A 17,716-nucleotide genomic window follows, 5' to 3' on the forward strand; every position below is an offset into this window, starting at 1 on the left:
CAAGGTTTTAAAATAAAGACGGAATCATTTAATGGTTCCGTTTTCATTTTGGCAAATATTTTTTTGGCTTAAAATCTTTCGGCCAATAATCTTGTTTTTCTTGATAATCAAAGTCAGGACTATATTTATAATCTTTACCATAACCCAAATCCTTCATTAATGAAGTCGGCGCATTGCGTAAATGTAATGGCACGCCAAGATGACTAGTGGTTTTTGCGTCTTCAGCCGCCTCTAAATATGCTGTATATAATGCATTAGATTTTTGGCAACGCGCTAAGTAAACGACTAACTGAGCAATGATAACATTACATTCCGGCATGCCCAAAGAATGACAAGCCTGATAAGTTGCCATAGCTTGTTCTAAAGCTTTAGAATTAGCCAAGCCAATATCTTCTGAAGCAAAACGAACTAAGCGACGGACAACATACATTGGATCTTCACCAGCTTCGAGCATACGAGCTAACCAGTACAATGCCGCATTTTCATCGCTGCCACGCAAAGATTTATGAAGTGCCGAAATTATATTGTAATGCTCTTCCCCGCCTTTATCATACAAAAGATGAGATTTTTGAGCAGCTTGTTTAATAACATCAATTGTAATATCAGTATTCACTAAAGTAGCGGCTTCTAAAATATTTAAAGCTGAACGCGCATCACCTTGACTGATACTGGCTAAAAATTTTACAACTTCATCATCAACTTGTAAGCTTAATTCGCCTAAGCCTTCTGCTTTATCAGTAATCGCTCGCTGAAGAATTTTTTCAATGGCTTCAACAGAAAGATTCTTCAAAACGATCACGCGGCAACGAGACAGTAAAGCTGATCTAATTTCAAAACTTGGATTTTCAGTTGTAGCACCAATTAAAACAATAGCTCCACTTTCAATATGAGGTAAAAGCGCATCTTGTTGGGCTTTATTCCAACGATGAATTTCATCAATAAATAAAATAGTCTTTTTATCTAGTAGCTGATTCGAACGAGCGCGATCAATAACTTTTCTTAAATCAACTACACCTTGAGTCACGGCTGAAAAACGAACGAATTCGGCTTCCATTAATTTAGAAATTATCAAAGCCAAGGTAGTCTTCCCAGTTCCTGGCGGTCCCCAAAAAATTAAAGACGGTAAATTACCAGCCGCAATTGACTGTTTAATTAATGAGCCTTCTTTTATAATATCGTCTTGACCAAAAAACTCTTCAAAAGTAGAAGGTCGAAGACGATCAGCTAATGGTGAATTTTTCTTACTACTGGACATAAATACTTTACTTAACTATCTCGCCAAATAATTTCAAATAATCTTGAGCTGATTGATTCCAACTAAACTGTCTAGCTCGCTCTTGCCCCCTTAAAGCTAGATTAGCAGCTAAAGAAGTATCTGACAAAATTGTATCAAGAGCATTAGCAATTGAATCTGCATTATAAGGATCAACTAAAATTCCGGCGTCGCCCACGATTTCCAATAAAGAAGATGAGGCTGAGGCAACTACCGGTAAGCCACAGGCCATCGCTTCCAAAGGAGGAAAACCAAAACCTTCATAAAATGATGGATAAGCAAAGACAGAAGCTAGATTATAAATATACGGTCTATCCGCTGAATCAACATAATCTAGTTCAACAATATCAGGCTTAAAACTAGACTGATTAATTCGCTCGACAATTGGTTCTGACTTCCAACCGCGGGCGCCAGCTAAAACTAATTTTAAATCTTGATAGCGACCACTAGCTTTCAAAATCTCAAAAGCTTTAACCAAGCCTTCGATATTTTTTCGTGGCTCTAAGGTGGCTAAGAAAAGAATAAATGGGCTAGATAAATTATATTTAGTTTTAACAGCTTGCAATTGAGTGTCGGCTTCATGAATAGGCTTAAAAGAATTATCAATCCCAGAATGAATCACTGTAATTTTACTTGGCTCAATTTTGCAAATATCAATTAAGTCTTGTTTAGTATTGTTTGATACGGCAACTATTTGATCAAAACGATGAGTTAATTCTTTTACATTAATAAACCAGTGCCAAACATTTTTGCGCCAAGAAAACCAGTGCTTATTAATTAAAAATGATAAGTCATGAATTGTTAAAACACTTTTAACGTCAGATGACACAGCAGCAAACTGTAAATGCGGCATGAAAAATATATCGATTTTTTCTTTGACTAGCTTATCAAATAAAGGGCGTGCAAAAGGCCAGAGATAAAGATAATTAAAAACCTTATTAGGAATATGGGTTACAACTAATTTAACATTAGGCTGATCAAACTTAGGTAAGCGTTTAGCCACATCATGTAAAGCATTGCAAAACAAAATATATTGATTAGTTTTATCAATTTCAAAAAGAGCGGACAATAACCGAATAACATATTCGGAAACGCCGCTGTATTTTTCATCCATTAAAGGACGAATATCAATTAAGATTTTCATTGCCGTCCTTGAAACGCTTATATTCACTGGCGATGTAATTTTCTATTTCGGACTTAAAACGTTTAGTTGAAAAAAGTTCGGCGTGTTGGCGAATAAGGGCTGGCTCAAAAGTCATTTCAGCAAAATGCTTAACGACCGCCATTAAAGACTCGGCAGTTTGTTCATTAAAAAATAATCCAGTTTTACCCTCAATAACAGTCTCGGTTGCACCACCGCGATTATAAGCAATAACCGGGCGGCCAGCGGCCATGGCTTCGACTACAGTAATACCAAAATCTTCTTCCTGGGGGTTAATAAAGGCCCTGCAGCGACGATATAGCTCGGCTTTGCGGCGCTCATCAACTCTACCTAAAAACTCAATATTTGGCGCTCCGGCAGCAATACGGCGTAGACGATTCAAATCAACACCGTCGCCGAAGATTTTTAATGGCAAACCTAGTTTAACAAAGGCTTCAACTACAATGTCAACTCTCTTATATGGCGCTAAGCGTCCACCAATCAAAAAATATTCACCAATTGTATCGGCTACCTGGAAAGATTCAACTTCAACTGGCGGATAAATTACGGTTGAATTTCGACGATAATATTTAGAAATTCTTCGCTGTACAGTTTTAGAATTGGCAATAAAAGAATCAACGCGATCAGCCGCTTGTCTATCCCACAAACGAATATAATTTAAAATTAAAGAAATAACTTTTTTTAAATACTTATTGTGGTGCAGCTCTTCAATATACTTATGAGTATAATCCCAAATATAGCGAGTTGGTGTATGGCAATAGCAAATATGTAGAGTATCAGTACTGGTAATAGCGCCTTTAGCAAAGGCGCTAGCGTCTGACAAAACAACATCGTAATTACTTAAATCAAAAAATTCTACCGCCATAGGCATGAACGGCATGTACCATTGATAATGTTTTACGCCGCCCGGTAAATGCTGAATGATTGAAGTACGCAAACGGTCGCCAAAATTTTTAGCAACTTCTTTTTCGGCCAACAAAGTATAAATTGGTGCATCAGGAAACATATCAGCGAACACGCGCAAAACTTTTTCGGCGCCGCCGTCCTGAGCTAAGTGATCATGGATTAAAGCTACTTTCATATTTATTCAGCTTGTCGAGGCCTAAAAACGGCCAAGGGAGTTTTTAATAAGATAATAATATCTGAAATCAGTGACCAGTTCTCAATATAATAAATATCTAGTCTAACTTCATCTTCAAAAGTTAAATCTGATCGACCAGAAACCTGGGCTAGTCCTGTAATACCTGGCTTAATGGTCATAACTTTTTTATGACGACTTTCGTATTTCGCAACCTCTTCTGGTAAATGTGGACGTGGTCCAACTAAACTCATTGAGCCTCTTAAAACCAAAAATAATTCTGGTAATTCATCAAAGCTAAAACGTCGAATAAACTTACCGACTCTAGTAACTCTTGGGTCATCTTTAATTTTAACCATTGGACCATCAGCGCGAATATTTTTATCGGCCAATTCATTATAACGCATGCTATCAACGCGATCCATCATGGAGCGAAACTTGAAATAGCGTATTTTTTTACCGCCCTGACCAATACGATAAAGCCAAGAACCATCATCTAAACGAGAGAAAAGAATAGGTCCACGGGAATCAAGTTTAATGGCAATAACCACTAAAAGCATTATCGGACTAGTAATTATAATCAAAATTAGTGAACCAACAATATCAATAATTCTTTTGGCTACTCTACCCCAACCATCAAGTGGAGTTTTCTTAACTTCAACAATCGGCAAACCGGCTAACTCATCAACTTCAACGCGCAAAACTTTTGTTTCTAATAAGTCAGCTGCATATTTAAAAGTTAAATGATGTTCATCAGCAAAGTCGTACAAGCGCAAACGATCACTCTTTGATAGATTTGGATCAGCCTGAACTACTTCATCAACTTCTTTGCTTAACATAAACTCTTCCAGTTCTTTCGCAGCCTCAGAACTAAAATCATCAAAACGCTTAACTACTAAAAAGCCTAGCCAACTTCGACTGGCAAATTCCTTAACTAAACGATCGGCGGTTTGACCAGCGCCAATCATAACTACCTTATGAATACCAACGCCGTATTTATAAAAAAAGCGTCGAACATAAGTAATAATGATTCGACCAATTGCTACATAAATTATAGAAAATCCCCAACCTGCCAAAACAATAAAACGTGAAGAGAATAATTCACGATAAAAGAAAATAAAAATCACAACCGAGACTAAACCTAGAGAACAACCTAATACAACTTTTTTTAGTTCTGACTTAAGGCTGCCTAGTTCGCGTAAATTATATAAACCAGCAAAACTAAAAACAACTAACCACACAGCTGCAATGGCTAATAAAATTTGAAAATATTCGATAGCTGGTAAAGAAAAAATTACTGGCCTAATCTCAGTAGTTAATTCCGAGAAACGAACATAATAAGCTGATAGCCCAGCTAAGACTACCATTATAAAATCAATAGGAATTAATATGACTGAAAAAAATAATTCTGATTTTTTCATAAAAAAATATAAGACCTTGTCGTGAAATAAACACCGGATAAGCTATAAGCCGGATCCTGTATTCCGTAATTGTACGGAACGACGACCATCTATCTTGATCCACAATTACTTATGGATTCTAGCGAGCTACGTTCCTCTTCCTCAATTTTGTTAAGGAAGGTTTGCTCTTGCTCCAGGCAGGGTTTACCGCGCTTTCCTTGTCACCAAGGATCGAAAGCCATAGCTATTTAATTAACCTTGGCTAACTTTTCACCTTTCCCCCGTAAAAGCTTGCGCTCTACGGGGTAGTATTGTCTCTGTGGCACTTTCCCTAGAATTACTTCTGGTGGGCATTACCCACTGCCTTTATTCCGGAGTCCGGACTTTCCTCTATACCAATTTTTTGATACAGCGATCGTCTGCTTATCCGGCGCTTATCTCAAGACAAGGCATACCATATTATACGAGTAGAACCGTGCTTAGTCAAGAGCATTTTTTAAAGCTTTTTGAGTATTTTTACTTAATATTAGGCAAAATTTTCTTAGAAAGCTCAATAATAAGCTCCTGATTATCATCTTTAGACACCTTGTTTTTAATGATTTTAGAGCAAATGACGCAGCGATGAACGATTATTTGATCCTTGGAACTTATTATTAAACCAATTGGCTCCATCAGGCCCTGACAAGTCGCTGCCCTGTCCCCTGGATTATTATCAACATGTTTAGCCCACAAACAATAAGGACAGTGGTTAGTGTAACCATTACCAATTACTTTTTTACCGCATTGCTCGCAAATAAAATTTTCTATTTTTCTTTGAAATTTTAAACTAGACATCGAATTAAATTTTATAATTTTATAGCAGCCCTACCATGCTTTATTTGCTTTAAGCACTCGTCCTTGAATAGTCCTTTAGTAATATTTATTTTAACTTTAGATTTTTTTGCAATTAAACTCAGTGGAATTTTTAATACCTGAGCATCTTCCTGTTCTGAACCATAATATATATCTCTAATGCCCGACCTAATTAAAGCAGAGGCACACATTGAACAAGGTTCTGAATTAATAAAAACAAATATATTTTTGAACTTTACTATTTTTAACTTTTTTGCCAATTTTCTCAATAGATTAATTTCAGCATGCGCAGTCGGGTCCATGTCGGAATTCACTGTATTATGAGATTGAACAATTATTTCACCCCGCTTATTTATAGCCACTGTGCCAAATGGAGCATTACCACTTTTTATTGCCTTCTCTGCCTCAGATTGCGTCAACTTCATTAATTTTTTTATTTGATCCGATTTCATAAAACAAAAATTAGATAATTTTAATGTTGAAACTTAAATTTTGTTCTTATTTATTCCAACAGTTTCTTCGATAAAAAAGTCTATTCCGTCAGTTAGAACTTTTACATAGGCCGTATTCTTAACTGCCCCAACCAATTCCTGACGTGTTGCAAATCCTAAATGCATCAAAAACATTCTTATACATCCACCATGACTTACAACTAGAACCTTTTTACCAACATAAGCTGCGGCAATTTCACGTAAGTGAGTGACAAATCTTGTCGTTGTCTCTGCCTCACTCTCGTCACCGGTGCCGGTCTTATTATTAAATCTTTCTTCGTCAGATAAATTTTCTTTTTTACCTAAAGCTTCTTTTAAGGCAGCTGTATAATCCTTAACCAGACCACCTTCAAAAGCACCATAAGCTTTTTCTCTTAAAAGCTCAGTAGTTTTAATAGCTAAATTTTTTTCTAAAATAATAATCGCCGCTGTAGTTTTAGCGCGCGATGAATCTGATGAAAATACTGCGTCAAATTTAATGTCTTTAAAATTTTCTTTTAGCTTATGTGCTTGAACTATACCGTTAGCAGTTAAAGGTGAATCTTTATGTCCCATCATAATCTGCTTAACATTCCATTCTGTTTCACCGTGACGAACGATATACATCGTACAATATTTACTTGAATCTATCATAATTTGAAATTTGAAATTTAGGTCCCCGCGAAAGCGGGGATGAAATTGTTACTATATTCCTCTTACTTCACCTTGGTCATCATTCTTTACCTTCTTAATTGAATCAAGAATTCTAACTTTAGTCGCCGCCCAAAGTTCAAAGAATTCTTCACTCTTTAATAATGAGCAGACAGCCAAGTAGACAACTAAGCCAAACAAGCCAGCTAAAGCACCCTGAGATAAGACACCCCACAACTTAGTCATATCAACATATGGCCAAACTAGTAATTTCATAGCCTGTACGCTCAAACCCATAGCAAGGGCGGCGGCTGAGAACTTAGCAATTGAAACAACAATTTTCTTGTCGTCCAAAGAACCTAAACGATGATGTAGAACGAAAAACAGAAGTAAGAAGTTTAAAATTACGCTGAGCGAAAATGATAAGGCTAGCCCCGCAACACCCAAAATTTTAATTAACCATAAGGCTAAGAAGACGTTCATAGCGTCTGAGAACAAGCCAATAAAGAAAGGTGTTTTTGAATCATGTCGCGCGTAAAATCCTCTGGTTAACAAAGGAATTGTGGCTTGTGCAAATAAAGACAAAACAAAGAAACCTAAAGTATCAATTGTTAAAGTAGTGTCATGCCAGTTGAATTGACCGCTACCAAGAATAACACGCACAATCTGAGCTCGCAAAACAATAAAGGCGACCGTCGCCGGAACAATAAAAAACATAATCTGTCTAAAGGTCCTAGAAAAGCGATCAGTAAAATCTTTATCAGTTGTTGTGGCTGATAGCAACGGAAATACTGCAATCGCAAATGAAATTCCAAAAATACTAACCGGGAAAGATTGTAGATTATTTGCCAAGTTAAAGACACTTAAAGATCCGGCTGGTAAGCCAGAGGCAATAATTGTTATAACAGTTAAATTTATTTGGGTAATAGCTAAACCTAAAGTACGAGCTGTCATCATTCTGTAAATTGCTCGCATTGATTTATCTTTCCAATCAATAAAAAAGTGATATCTAAAACCGAGCTGGAATAAAGCTGGCAGCTGAACTAAGAAGTGACAGAAAGATCCAATGACCACACCCCAAGCTAAGCCCATGATGCCAAAATATGGAACTAAAAATAAAGCACCACAAATAATCCCGATGTTATATAAAATTGGTGAGAGCGAATAAACAAAAAATTTACTAAACGATTGCAACATTCCGCCAGCAATACTTGATAGACCAAGAAAGATTGGTGACAAGAACATTATTCTTGTTAAAGTCACAATAGTTGAACGAGCTTCAATTGGAAAACCTGGCGCAATAACATTAACTAGCCATGGTGCAATCAAAACCGCCACGCCACAAACAACCAACAATCCGACCGTAAGAGTATTTAAAATATTCGAAGCTAACTTCCAGGCAACTTCATGATCTTTATTGTCTTTTATTAATCGAGCAAAGACCGGAATAAAACCAGCCGATAGTGCCCCTAAAACCAACAAGTTAAAAACTAAATCAGGCAAACGAAAAGCCGCATAATAAATATCCAGAGTCTGACTTGCACCAAACGAAGAAGCTAAAATACGATCTCTAAAAATTCCTAAGAATCTGCTGGCAATCGACATTAAACCGATAACAAAAGCAGCCGAAGCAACGCTTGCTCCGGGAGACGAATTAAAAAAACGACTGAAGGGATTACGAGACATGTTATTATATTAAACTTTTTCCAACCATTTCTTTAGGAACTGGCAAATTAGCTAAAGTCAAGATTGTTGGAGCAATATCAACTAAAGAACCAATTGGCTTTAGAAGACTTAAATCACCACCAACTGCTTCTGGCCAGCCAAGATTATAGCCTTCAAATTGCTTACCTATTAAATAGCAGGGTACTGGGTTAAGCGAATGATAAAAAACCTCTTTATCAACGGCCGGATCAATTGTTTGTTCGGCAAAGCCGTGAGTTCCGACAATAACTGCAACACCACCAGAAAGCTCAACCGCTTCAATCATTGACTTAATATTATCATCAAAAGACTTAACAACTAAAGATAGATCATCCCGCTCTTGATTATGAGCCATTAAATCAATTTGTGAGAAGGTAACGACAATTAAATCATAAACTGATTTCTGAACCGCTTCGTTAAATTGGCGTCTGGTCTCTTTGATTGTCTCAATTATATTTTCGACCAAGGGAACATTAGCTGACGCTGGAATTAGTTTCTTATCAACTTTGTCAGAGAACTCAGTCGAGTAATAATCAAAAGCCGTTGTAACATTAGGGAAGCCCGCGCTTTCTGATAATCTTAGCTGACGTAAATTATTATTAGAAAATATCTTACCCAAAGAATCACTTAAAGCTGGTTTAGGAAATAGAACTGAAACTTCAGTATCTAGATTATAATCGACTAAAGTAAAAGTTTTTACCTCAGTTAAATTAGAAGTGAAATAATTAGCTAGTTGACGAATGCCTTGTCCTGAATGATTCCAAAAAATAACCACGTCAGATGAATTTATCTTAGTTGGATTAACTGATTCTTCTCGAATTGTTACCGGAGGAAATTCTTCATCAAATATTTTTTTATCATAAATTTGATCAAAGGCTTCGTTAGCTGAAGAAAACACATTCCCCTCTCCAAAAGAAAATAGCTGAAATGCTTTAGCACTACGAGAGATGTTATTTTTTTCATCCAAACCATAAAGCCGCCCAACCAAAGAGACTAATTGGCAAGCTTTATGCTCAGCTAAAAATTCGGAAAATTCTTCAACTAACTTCTGCCCAGAATTTTTATTAGTTTCTCGTCCATCAAGAATGCAATGAACATAAATTTTACCTACAGACTTAGACTCTAAATAAATTATTATGTTTTCTAAGTGCTTAATTGAAGCTTCTTTTTCTGAACTTGAAAGCAAGCCAATCAAATGAAATGTCTTACCAGCTTTAGCAAAATCAACCAATTCACCAAAACCCTCACCACTAGAAAATAAGTTTTCATCAATTTTTTTATCAATCTGATATCGAGCATCATAAAACAAGCGACCTGACCCTATTACCGTATGACCAATTTCGCCACTTCCAGCCTTGCCCAAAGGTAAACCAATTTCTTCTCCAGAGGCATTCAAGACGCTAACCGGATAATGCTCAATCACATGACTAAAATATGGCGCTGAACCAATTAATTTATTACCCGTACTTTCTGGAGCAACACCCCAGCCCTCGAGCATTATAAGAGCGACCGGTTTAGGTCGCGTATTTTTATTTACAGTTGTCATAATTAAAATCTAATAAGCTTGCTTAAACCAGGTAAAGATTTTCCTTCAAGATAAGCCAAGCTAGCGCCACCGCCAGTTGAAATCCAACTAAATTTATTTTTGGTGCTAAGAGCGGCGACGGTCTCCCCTCCACCAATTAAAGTGAAAGATTTATTTTTAGTAGCCTTAGAAACTAAAGCTGCAATTTGCTGATTACCTTTTGCAAAGGCCTTTTTTTCAAATAAGCCCATTGGCCCATTCCAAATAACTGTTTTAGCTTTAGCTATATATTTAGCATACAGCTTAATAGTTTTTGGACCAATATCTAGTATGTTATCACTTGGCTTAATGTCTTTAAGATTTTTTTCTAAGCGTTTATTATTAGCTAAAACTGCTACATCAATTGGTGCAATAACATTGGCTAGTTTAGCTCGACTATAGACTGCTGCACCTTCTTTGTCAAACAAAGATTTTCCGATTTCTAAACCAGTAGCTTTAAAAATTGTGTTAGCAATTCCCCCGCCAGTTAAAACTACCGAAGCACTGGGCGCTAATTTTTTAAGCAAAGGTAACTTAGTTGAAAGCTTAGCACCACCCATGATTAAAACAAACGGCTTCTTACCAGTTCTAGCTTTTTCTAAATTATTTACTTCAACACTTAAAAGCGGACCAGCAAAAGATGGTAAATACTTTTTTATAGCGTCAACCGAAGTATGACTGCGATGAGACACAGCAAAGGCATCATTAATATAGACTTGAGCTAAGCTAGCCAGCTGACGAGCTAGAACTTCACTATTATCTATTTCTCCTTTAAACAGTCTAATATTTTCAAACATGACTACTTCGCTGTCAGACATTTTTTTTACAGCCAAATTAATAGCTGACCAATTCATACCTAATACCTTAATAGAAATATTTAATTTTTTAGCCAACCATTTAGCCAAAGGCTCAACTGAGAAACTTTTCTGTTCTGGTTTGCTTAAAGGTAATTTTGGCTCAGCTAAATGAGTAATGATTATTACGGAACAGCCGAGACTGCGTAATAACTTAATCGTCGGCAAGGCACAACGCAATTTATACTCGTTAGTAATCTTACCTTTAGCTTGAGGTACATTAAGATCAAGCCTTAGTAAGACTTTTTTACCTGCTATTTTTTTTAAGTTATCTTGAACTGAAAAGATTTTCATAAAAAACTATTTCACTGTAATCTCATCGAGCTTAACTGATATTTTTTTATTTTCTGCGCCACGACGAACAGTTAGATTAACTGTATCACCAGGGGCGTAATCTTGCATCAATAAAGTCAAACTATTAAATTCATTGATTGGTGTATCATCTAAGGCGGCAATTATGTCACCTAATTTAAGACCGCTTTTCTCGGCCGGAGAACCTGGAATAATTCCTAAATTATCTTTATCAATTGTGGTAATTAATGCCCCAACCCTAGCTTCCTTATCTAAAACTTTTGCTAAATCCAGGTAATTAACACCAAGGCGTGCATAAACTATTTTACCTTCGGTTAAAAGCTTTTCTAAAGTTTTCTGTATGCCATTCATGGCCAAAATAGCCCCATTGTAACTAAGACCAGCTAGCTGCCCATTGGCATCAAATAAATAAGCACCGTGTCCACTAAAATTCGATACGACCAACTTGGTGAACAATGTATCACTTGAATATAGGGTCGAAATATCACGTGATAAACGACTAATCTCAACCGAACCGTCAAAACCAATAGCTACTAAAGTTTGGCCAGTTGATAGGTCCTGACTAGAAATTAGACTATTAACTGACAAATTTTTTGCATCTACCAAATGAACAAATGAAATTTTGCTAATTGGATCTGACTTTATAGTCTCAATAACATAGGCCTTACGGTCAGCTGTCATAGCCTCATAATCTTCCCAGGTATTATTTTTTGAAGGAGTTAAACTATTGGCCATCATCAACCAACCATCGCTAGTCATTATCGTTGCCGTAGCAACAGCATCCTTTGGTTGATAAATACTATTTGTTTGTTTTTTAAAAATCTTTACCATCCTCTTATCAGCCAAGGAAACAGACTGAGAAATTTTGCTATCTTGTTCTACTATCGTTTTTTTAGTTTCACGAACGATAACTGACTGAGAACTTGAGTTCGCCAAATAATTACCGCCCGGTATGCCATAATACTTATCAAGCATATAAATAAAAACCCAGTTACCTAAAATTCCTCCTAATAAAGCAGCTATTAAAACAAAGGAGAAAACAAGCCAAAATTTTAAAGATTCAGTTAACTTCATAAATTTTTTAAAACCAGCGAGCCGTAATTAAAACGGCAAGCCAGATAATTATTATAAGACTAATAAGCACGCGACCGCGTTTAAAGTTTAACCTGGTTCCAATATTTTCAGTCGCCAAGAAGGACATGCCATGCCAAGCAGAGGCAACAATGAAACCACTGATATTAAAATTCAAAGGCAACAAGGTCATGACGAAGAACAACTCTAAAACCATAAATAACAGAGCTACGCTATATGGCCAAGCAGCGCTCCAGTCAAGTTTATTAATCCATGACCACAGATAAATCAAAATTAATTCAAACAATAGAAAAACGCTAGCTAGCTGCCAAAGAGGTATATCAAGAAAAGTTTTAATTCCGTATGCAGCAGCAGTAAAGAAAAAAATTGAAATAAAACTTAAATAGTAAAAGAAACGCTCTAAACTAAAAGGATGATAAGCGGGATGTTTAAAGGCATAAATATAAACTAGGCGCCAATAAATTACCAACACTACAAAAGTAAAAGTAATAATACTTATAACGACACTAGGGCTACTAATAACCAAAGAATAAGCTAGTGCGCTGAAGGTAAAAATCAAAGGCAACAAAGAAAAGCTCCACCAATCACGGCGGGAACTATTAAGCCATAAGGCTAAGATTAAGTTTATTACAACTAATGCTATGGTTATATATAAAAAATCGTTGGTTCTAGAATACCACCAAATAAAAAGGCCTAAATTAGCCAAAGCTGCGATTGGTAAAAAAGCAATTCGAGAATTCATAGTTTATTATAGTGACTTATCAGATAACCAAGTGTAATCCTTCTTTAGTTTGTCTAAAATAGTTTTGGCTTTTGTTAATGATTTTTCATCACGTGACAAAGAATAATCTTCTAAAGACGCGCTTGCCATAACAAGCTCAAAATGAACCTCTTTAAATTCTTTAGAAACAGTTATATCTAATAATTCTTTTTTAACTTGCTGAGCATCGGCTGGGTTAGCTGGCGACAAACGTGCAAAAAGACCCCGCACTAATGTTTTATATTTATTACTATCAAAGACAGGCTCTTTTTTATCATTAGTAATTAAATTTTTATTATTAGTTGGCGTTTGATTATTTGTTTTCTTTACAAAAAATAAAACTCCGGCGACGATCAAGATAACTAATAATAAAATAATTGGCAAATATATACTTTTGTTATTTGACGAGAGGTTTTTCATATAAAATTGGGACTGGAGTTCCTTGAATTGGAGCATCCAAAGTCGGCAAGTTAATTGTTTTAATATTTTTTAAATCAACCAGTTGATGAACGCCAAACATTGTTGGTGATAGAGTGTAAAGATAGTCACCAATATACAAACTTCGAGAAATCATTTCTGACCCTGTATAACCTGAGGCTTTCTGAGCTTCAGATAAAGGATGGGCAATGCGACCCAATTCTGTTATTTTATCAGCTTCAATCTTAAAGACACCTAAACCTTGAAACTCTGGCGCGTAGTTACTGGAGTCTGCCTTTGTCAAAGACATTGGAATCGCAACTAGGTCTTTATCAGGAATAAATAGAAAAGCTTTATGATCAAATAACACCGCTGTATCACTACCTCTTCCACCCAAACCTAAGCTGGTGACTTCTTTAGGATTAGTCATATCAGTTACATCAAATAAACTTAACTTTATTCCCCGAACATCAACTCCTTGAACGCCATTGTCAGTTGCCTCTTTACCAACACCAATCAGCATATTTTCTTTATAAGGATGTAAATAACTTGAGAATCCAGGAATCTTGAGCTGACCAGCGACGATTGGTTGAGCTGGATTTTTAAGGTCAAGAACGAACAAAGGATCGGTTTGTTTAAAAGTAACAACATAGCCGCGATCCCCCAAAAAACGAACTGAATAAATTCTCTCACCTGGTGCTAAATTTTCGATTGTACCAGCTAAAGCTAGCTGATCATCAAGCGTATAAACATTATTATATAATTCTTGGGTTTGTTCTGGAGCAGGCATCTTCCTAAATGAAGCAGCTAAGGGCATCATCCAAGACTGGCTACGAGTTGTAGCTACACGGAAATAACCCTTATACTCATCCATCGAAAACTGATTAAGCACTCGTCCGGAAACTTCAGCCGACCCTTTATAAGTTAGACTACCGTTATCTAAGCTAATTTTATGAATTACGGTTTTCTCTAATTCTTTATAAACATCTTTATAGCGCTGAGCAAACTCATCATCAAGTTGTTTAATCAAAGTATCTCTTGCACCAACTTCTAAGCGTGCTAAGAAATTATCAATCACCTGATTTACTTTCATAGCTTTTTCATCGTCGGACAAAATTGCTGAATCAATATTGGCAATCGCAGTAATTCTTGCTTGATCCTCTTGTGATAATTTATCGAATAAGAAATCACGAGCAACCGACATTCTTAGTTGGTAGTCGCTTAAATATTTTGTGTAAGTTAAATATAGATTACCAGCTGAAGCGTAAATACTTTCGCCAGCCGGCATCATATAAACCTGAGAAACTAATGGCTTATCAAGTTCGTCTAAAGATATTAGTGAAACCGTACTAGCATTGTAAGCTGAGTTAGAGTCAACATAATATACTTCTGGATAACTATAAACGTTAGAACTCTTTTCGCTTGAAATCATTTTTCCGTCAGCTAAAACCTTAGGCAAAACAAAATCACCACCAGGATAAAAATTGTAAGTCGTACTTATAAAGTAAAGTTTATTATCAATTAGTCTAGAGGCAGTATAAGAACCTTCAAATTTTAAATTTTTCAAAAGTTTTGGATTGGCTTGATCGCTGATATCATAAAACGATAAAAAGACATAGGAATTTTGTCTAAAATAAATTCTCATCGAAGCGTCATTATCAACTGATTGATCATAACCAAAAACAACTAAGCGGTTTTTGTTAATATATATTTCCTGTCCCTGACCATCAAGCTTGATTGTCGTCACTAGCGAAGCATCAGCAGCTGGTACAGCTTTAATAATTGAAACTACATTATTATTTATTGAATAAACATAGTTGCCATCAGTTTTTACAAGGTCAGATTCATCAACTCCGGCGACCTGCACGTTAGTTGTGGAAAAATTATTAGCTGGTCCTGCGCCTAAACCAGAAGCTTCAGTCGGAGCAGATAACTTAGCAGTTGAATCTCCCCATAAGCCAAGCCCAGTATCACGAGCAGAACCACTAGATTGACTGACTGGTCGACTAGCAAAAAAGTTTTTAATTTCTTCGGCTGAAGAAAACTTCTTTAATTCTTTCTGTCCATCTAAACTAGCTTTTAATTGATCGATTCCTGAACTAGCGCCGGGATTAGGGTTTATCTTATTTGCCGGCTTATTGTAAAAAAAGTAAAACGCGCCTGCCGCAATAGCCAAAACAATAACTGAAGCAATAATTATTTTTGTTTTCATATTTTAGATTAAGAAAAAGCTTTAGAATCAAAGACTCGCCAATCATTAAGTTCATCATCCCAACGAAAAACATCTAAAGAGCTTGTGGTTTCAGTTGGACTATAAACATAATCAATCGAGGTTTCTGATCCAATTCGTTTATGATATTTAGTATTAGTTTGCAATATAAGCGGATGAGTAGAATACTCTAAACGCAAATGACCCAAAGGGCCATTAAACTCAATGTACTCGGTTTTAGTTCCACCATTCTCATCATCTTCAATAATACCTGAATCCTCTACATCAAAAGAGTTTTTTATTTGTTCAACAATTTCTTGCCATCTTTCTAATCGCATAACATCTTTTAATTTATATTATTTATCTAAAACAAAATAATTATTTATAGTCCGAAGCTTTAGCGTAGGACTAATAATAAGCCGCTTGCGTCTCCATATTCCTCTTTCTTCCTTCGGAAGTTTCATAAGAGACAATACCTCTTTCAGTGAGTTGATCAATTGCTTTGTTCATTGGAATCATGCCTTCACGCGCACTAGTTTGGATAATCGACATAATCTGAGTAACTTGATTACGACGAATAAGACTAGCCACGGCAGCATTATTTATTAAAATTTCCCTAGCCGCAACTAAACCTCCGGTTGAGCGAGGAATAAGTTGCTGAGTAATAATAGCTTTCAAACAAGTAGAAAGCTGATTTAAAACCTGAGCTTGCTGATGTGGCGGGAAAGAGTCAACAATTCTAGAAATACTATCAGCCGCTGAGGCTGTGTGTAGAGTTGATAAAACTAAGTGACCAGTTTCGGCTGCGGTTAAAGCTGCTGCCATAGTTTCCAAGTCTCTCATTTCTCCAACCATGATAATGTTTGGATCTTGGCGCAAAGAATATTTAAGCGCATCAGCAAAACTTAAAGTGTCGGTTCCAATTTCACGTTGCTCAATTAAACTTTTATCATTTTCAAAAACATATTCAATTGGATCTTCAATTGTAATAATATGTGAACCGCGTGACTTATTAATAATATTAATCATGGCCGCTAAAGTCGTTGACTTACCAGAGCCAGACGGACCGGTTACTAAAACTAAACCATCTCTTAAATTAGCAAGATTATAAATTGTGTCATTAAAGCCTAGCCAATCAGGATCAGGTGACATTTCAGAAATCAAACGTGTTGTTAAGGCAACTTGATCGCGTTGATAGTGAAGGTTAATACGAAAACGTTTACCAAAAAATTCATGAGAAAAATCCAATTCTCTCTTGGCGTCAAACTTTTTCCAGAGCTCTTCGCTAATGACTTGTTTTAATTCATTAATCATGAACGCATTATCAATCACCTCTTCGCCAGCAATGGCTTCTAACTTACCGTCGATACGTAAAGAAGGCAATGCTCCAGCTACTAAATGTAGGTCGCTAGCATGCCTATCAATCGCTATTTTGAAATAATCTCGTAGAATCATATGTAATCTATTATAGCATATATTTTATGATATATATTTTACTACAATCTTGACATATTAACACCTTTATTGTAATCTCTTGAATTAAATAAAAACCTTAAAATAAAAATCAACTCTTGGAAGGAGAAATAAGTTATGGTGAATACAATAGTTGTTGTAGCACTCGTGCTCTTTATAATATTTCTTTTAAAAAAACTGTGGACCTCAAAGCAAGTTAAACAATGGCCTAAGCATGCCACTATTAATAAACATTATGAATGTATTGGTTGCTGGGAAGAGGCCTGTACTTTTTCAACAGACACAATTCGGGAATATTTCGCTGTTATGAGTGAATCAGGAACAGAAATATATGTCGTATTTGAAACGCCAGAGTTGTTTATAAAAGGTGAAAAATACATACATGGTTATAGAGAAGCTGAATAGCATCAAGTCTTGAACAATAAACAAAAAAGCCGATTCTCAG

Annotated in this window: 17 protein-coding genes and 1 other RNA gene; 1 reads left to right on the plus strand and 17 read right to left on the minus strand. The window is 36.0% G+C overall.

Translation table 11 applies throughout. The features are described from left to right. Positions 1 to 43 precede the first annotated feature (43 nt). The 17 genes from NTY12_00560 to NTY12_00640 form a co-directional block, all read right to left on the minus strand. Complete coding sequence (locus tag NTY12_00560) at positions 44 to 1,255, minus strand: replication-associated recombination protein A (GenBank protein ID MCX6792499.1); 1,212 nt, start codon at positions 1,253 to 1,255, stop codon at positions 44 to 46. Between the two features lie 7 nt (positions 1,256 to 1,262). Next, a complete protein-coding gene (locus tag NTY12_00565) occupies positions 1,263 to 2,417 on the minus strand; it encodes a glycosyltransferase family 1 protein (protein MCX6792500.1) in 1,155 nt (384 codons plus the stop codon). Beyond that, complete coding sequence (locus tag NTY12_00570; GenBank protein MCX6792501.1) at positions 2,401 to 3,516, minus strand: glycosyltransferase; 1,116 nt, start codon at positions 3,514 to 3,516, stop codon at positions 2,401 to 2,403. The genes NTY12_00565 and NTY12_00570 overlap by 17 nt, the downstream gene beginning before the upstream one ends. A gap of 2 nt (positions 3,517 to 3,518) precedes the next feature. Next, positions 3,519 to 4,934 carry a sugar transferase gene (locus NTY12_00575; protein MCX6792502.1) on the minus strand — a complete coding sequence of 472 codons (1,416 nt, stop codon included), beginning with the start codon at positions 4,932 to 4,934 and terminating at the stop codon, positions 3,519 to 3,521. A 29-nt stretch (positions 4,935 to 4,963) separates the two neighbouring features. After that, an RNA gene (gene rnpB, locus NTY12_00580) (RNase P RNA component class A) lies at positions 4,964 to 5,344 on the minus strand. 85 nt (positions 5,345 to 5,429) lie between these two features. Next, the gene (locus tag NTY12_00585; GenBank protein MCX6792503.1) at positions 5,430 to 5,747 is read right to left on the minus strand and encodes an RNHCP domain-containing protein; all 318 of its coding nucleotides are present in this window, start codon (positions 5,745 to 5,747) and stop codon (positions 5,430 to 5,432) included. A gap of 11 nt (positions 5,748 to 5,758) precedes the next feature. Then, positions 5,759 to 6,217, minus strand: coding sequence for a nucleoside deaminase (locus tag NTY12_00590; GenBank protein ID MCX6792504.1), 459 nt, complete (start codon positions 6,215 to 6,217; stop codon positions 5,759 to 5,761). Between the two features lie 33 nt (positions 6,218 to 6,250). Then, entirely contained in the window at positions 6,251 to 6,889 is a 639-nt protein-coding gene (locus NTY12_00595) for a histidine phosphatase family protein (protein MCX6792505.1), read from the minus strand. 51 nt (positions 6,890 to 6,940) lie between these two features. Then, entirely contained in the window at positions 6,941 to 8,572 is a 1,632-nt protein-coding gene (murJ, locus tag NTY12_00600; GenBank protein ID MCX6792506.1) for a murein biosynthesis integral membrane protein MurJ, read from the minus strand. A gap of 4 nt (positions 8,573 to 8,576) precedes the next feature. After that, positions 8,577 to 10,136, minus strand: a complete 1,560-nt coding sequence (locus NTY12_00605; GenBank protein ID MCX6792507.1) for a hypothetical protein — start codon at positions 10,134 to 10,136, stop codon at positions 8,577 to 8,579. A 2-nt stretch (positions 10,137 to 10,138) separates the two neighbouring features. Then, the gene (locus NTY12_00610; GenBank protein ID MCX6792508.1) at positions 10,139 to 11,302 is read right to left on the minus strand and encodes a phosphoglycerate kinase; all 1,164 of its coding nucleotides are present in this window, start codon (positions 11,300 to 11,302) and stop codon (positions 10,139 to 10,141) included. 6 nt (positions 11,303 to 11,308) lie between these two features. Continuing rightward, a complete protein-coding gene (locus NTY12_00615; protein ID MCX6792509.1) occupies positions 11,309 to 12,394 on the minus strand; it encodes a PDZ domain-containing protein in 1,086 nt (361 codons plus the stop codon). Positions 12,395 to 12,401: 7 nt separating this feature from the next. Then, positions 12,402 to 13,154, minus strand: coding sequence for a hypothetical protein (locus NTY12_00620; GenBank protein ID MCX6792510.1), 753 nt, complete (start codon positions 13,152 to 13,154; stop codon positions 12,402 to 12,404). Between the two features lie 6 nt (positions 13,155 to 13,160). Further along, on the minus strand, positions 13,161 to 13,592 hold the full coding sequence (locus NTY12_00625) for a hypothetical protein (GenBank protein ID MCX6792511.1): 432 nt from the start codon (positions 13,590 to 13,592) through the stop codon (positions 13,161 to 13,163). Further along, complete coding sequence (locus NTY12_00630) at positions 13,570 to 15,801, minus strand: beta-propeller domain-containing protein (protein MCX6792512.1); 2,232 nt, start codon at positions 15,799 to 15,801, stop codon at positions 13,570 to 13,572. Before NTY12_00630 ends, NTY12_00625 begins: the two co-directional genes overlap by 23 nt. A gap of 8 nt (positions 15,802 to 15,809) precedes the next feature. Then, positions 15,810 to 16,136 carry a hypothetical protein gene (locus NTY12_00635; protein MCX6792513.1) on the minus strand — a complete coding sequence of 109 codons (327 nt, stop codon included), beginning with the start codon at positions 16,134 to 16,136 and terminating at the stop codon, positions 15,810 to 15,812. A gap of 70 nt (positions 16,137 to 16,206) precedes the next feature. Beyond that, positions 16,207 to 17,253: a PilT/PilU family type 4a pilus ATPase gene (locus tag NTY12_00640; protein ID MCX6792514.1), complete on the minus strand. Its 1,047-nt coding sequence runs from the start codon at positions 17,251 to 17,253 to the stop codon at positions 16,207 to 16,209. Between the two features lie 135 nt (positions 17,254 to 17,388). Here NTY12_00640 and NTY12_00645 point away from each other — a divergent pair, with 135 nt between their 5' ends. Beyond that, complete coding sequence (locus NTY12_00645; protein ID MCX6792515.1) at positions 17,389 to 17,676, plus strand: hypothetical protein; 288 nt, start codon at positions 17,389 to 17,391, stop codon at positions 17,674 to 17,676. The last annotated feature ends 40 nt before the right edge of the window (positions 17,677 to 17,716 follow it).

The sequence above is a fragment of the Candidatus Falkowbacteria bacterium genome (assembly GCA_026396835.1).
Lineage (GTDB): Bacteria > Patescibacteriota > Patescibacteriia > Patescibacteriales > Patescibacteriaceae > Patescibacterium.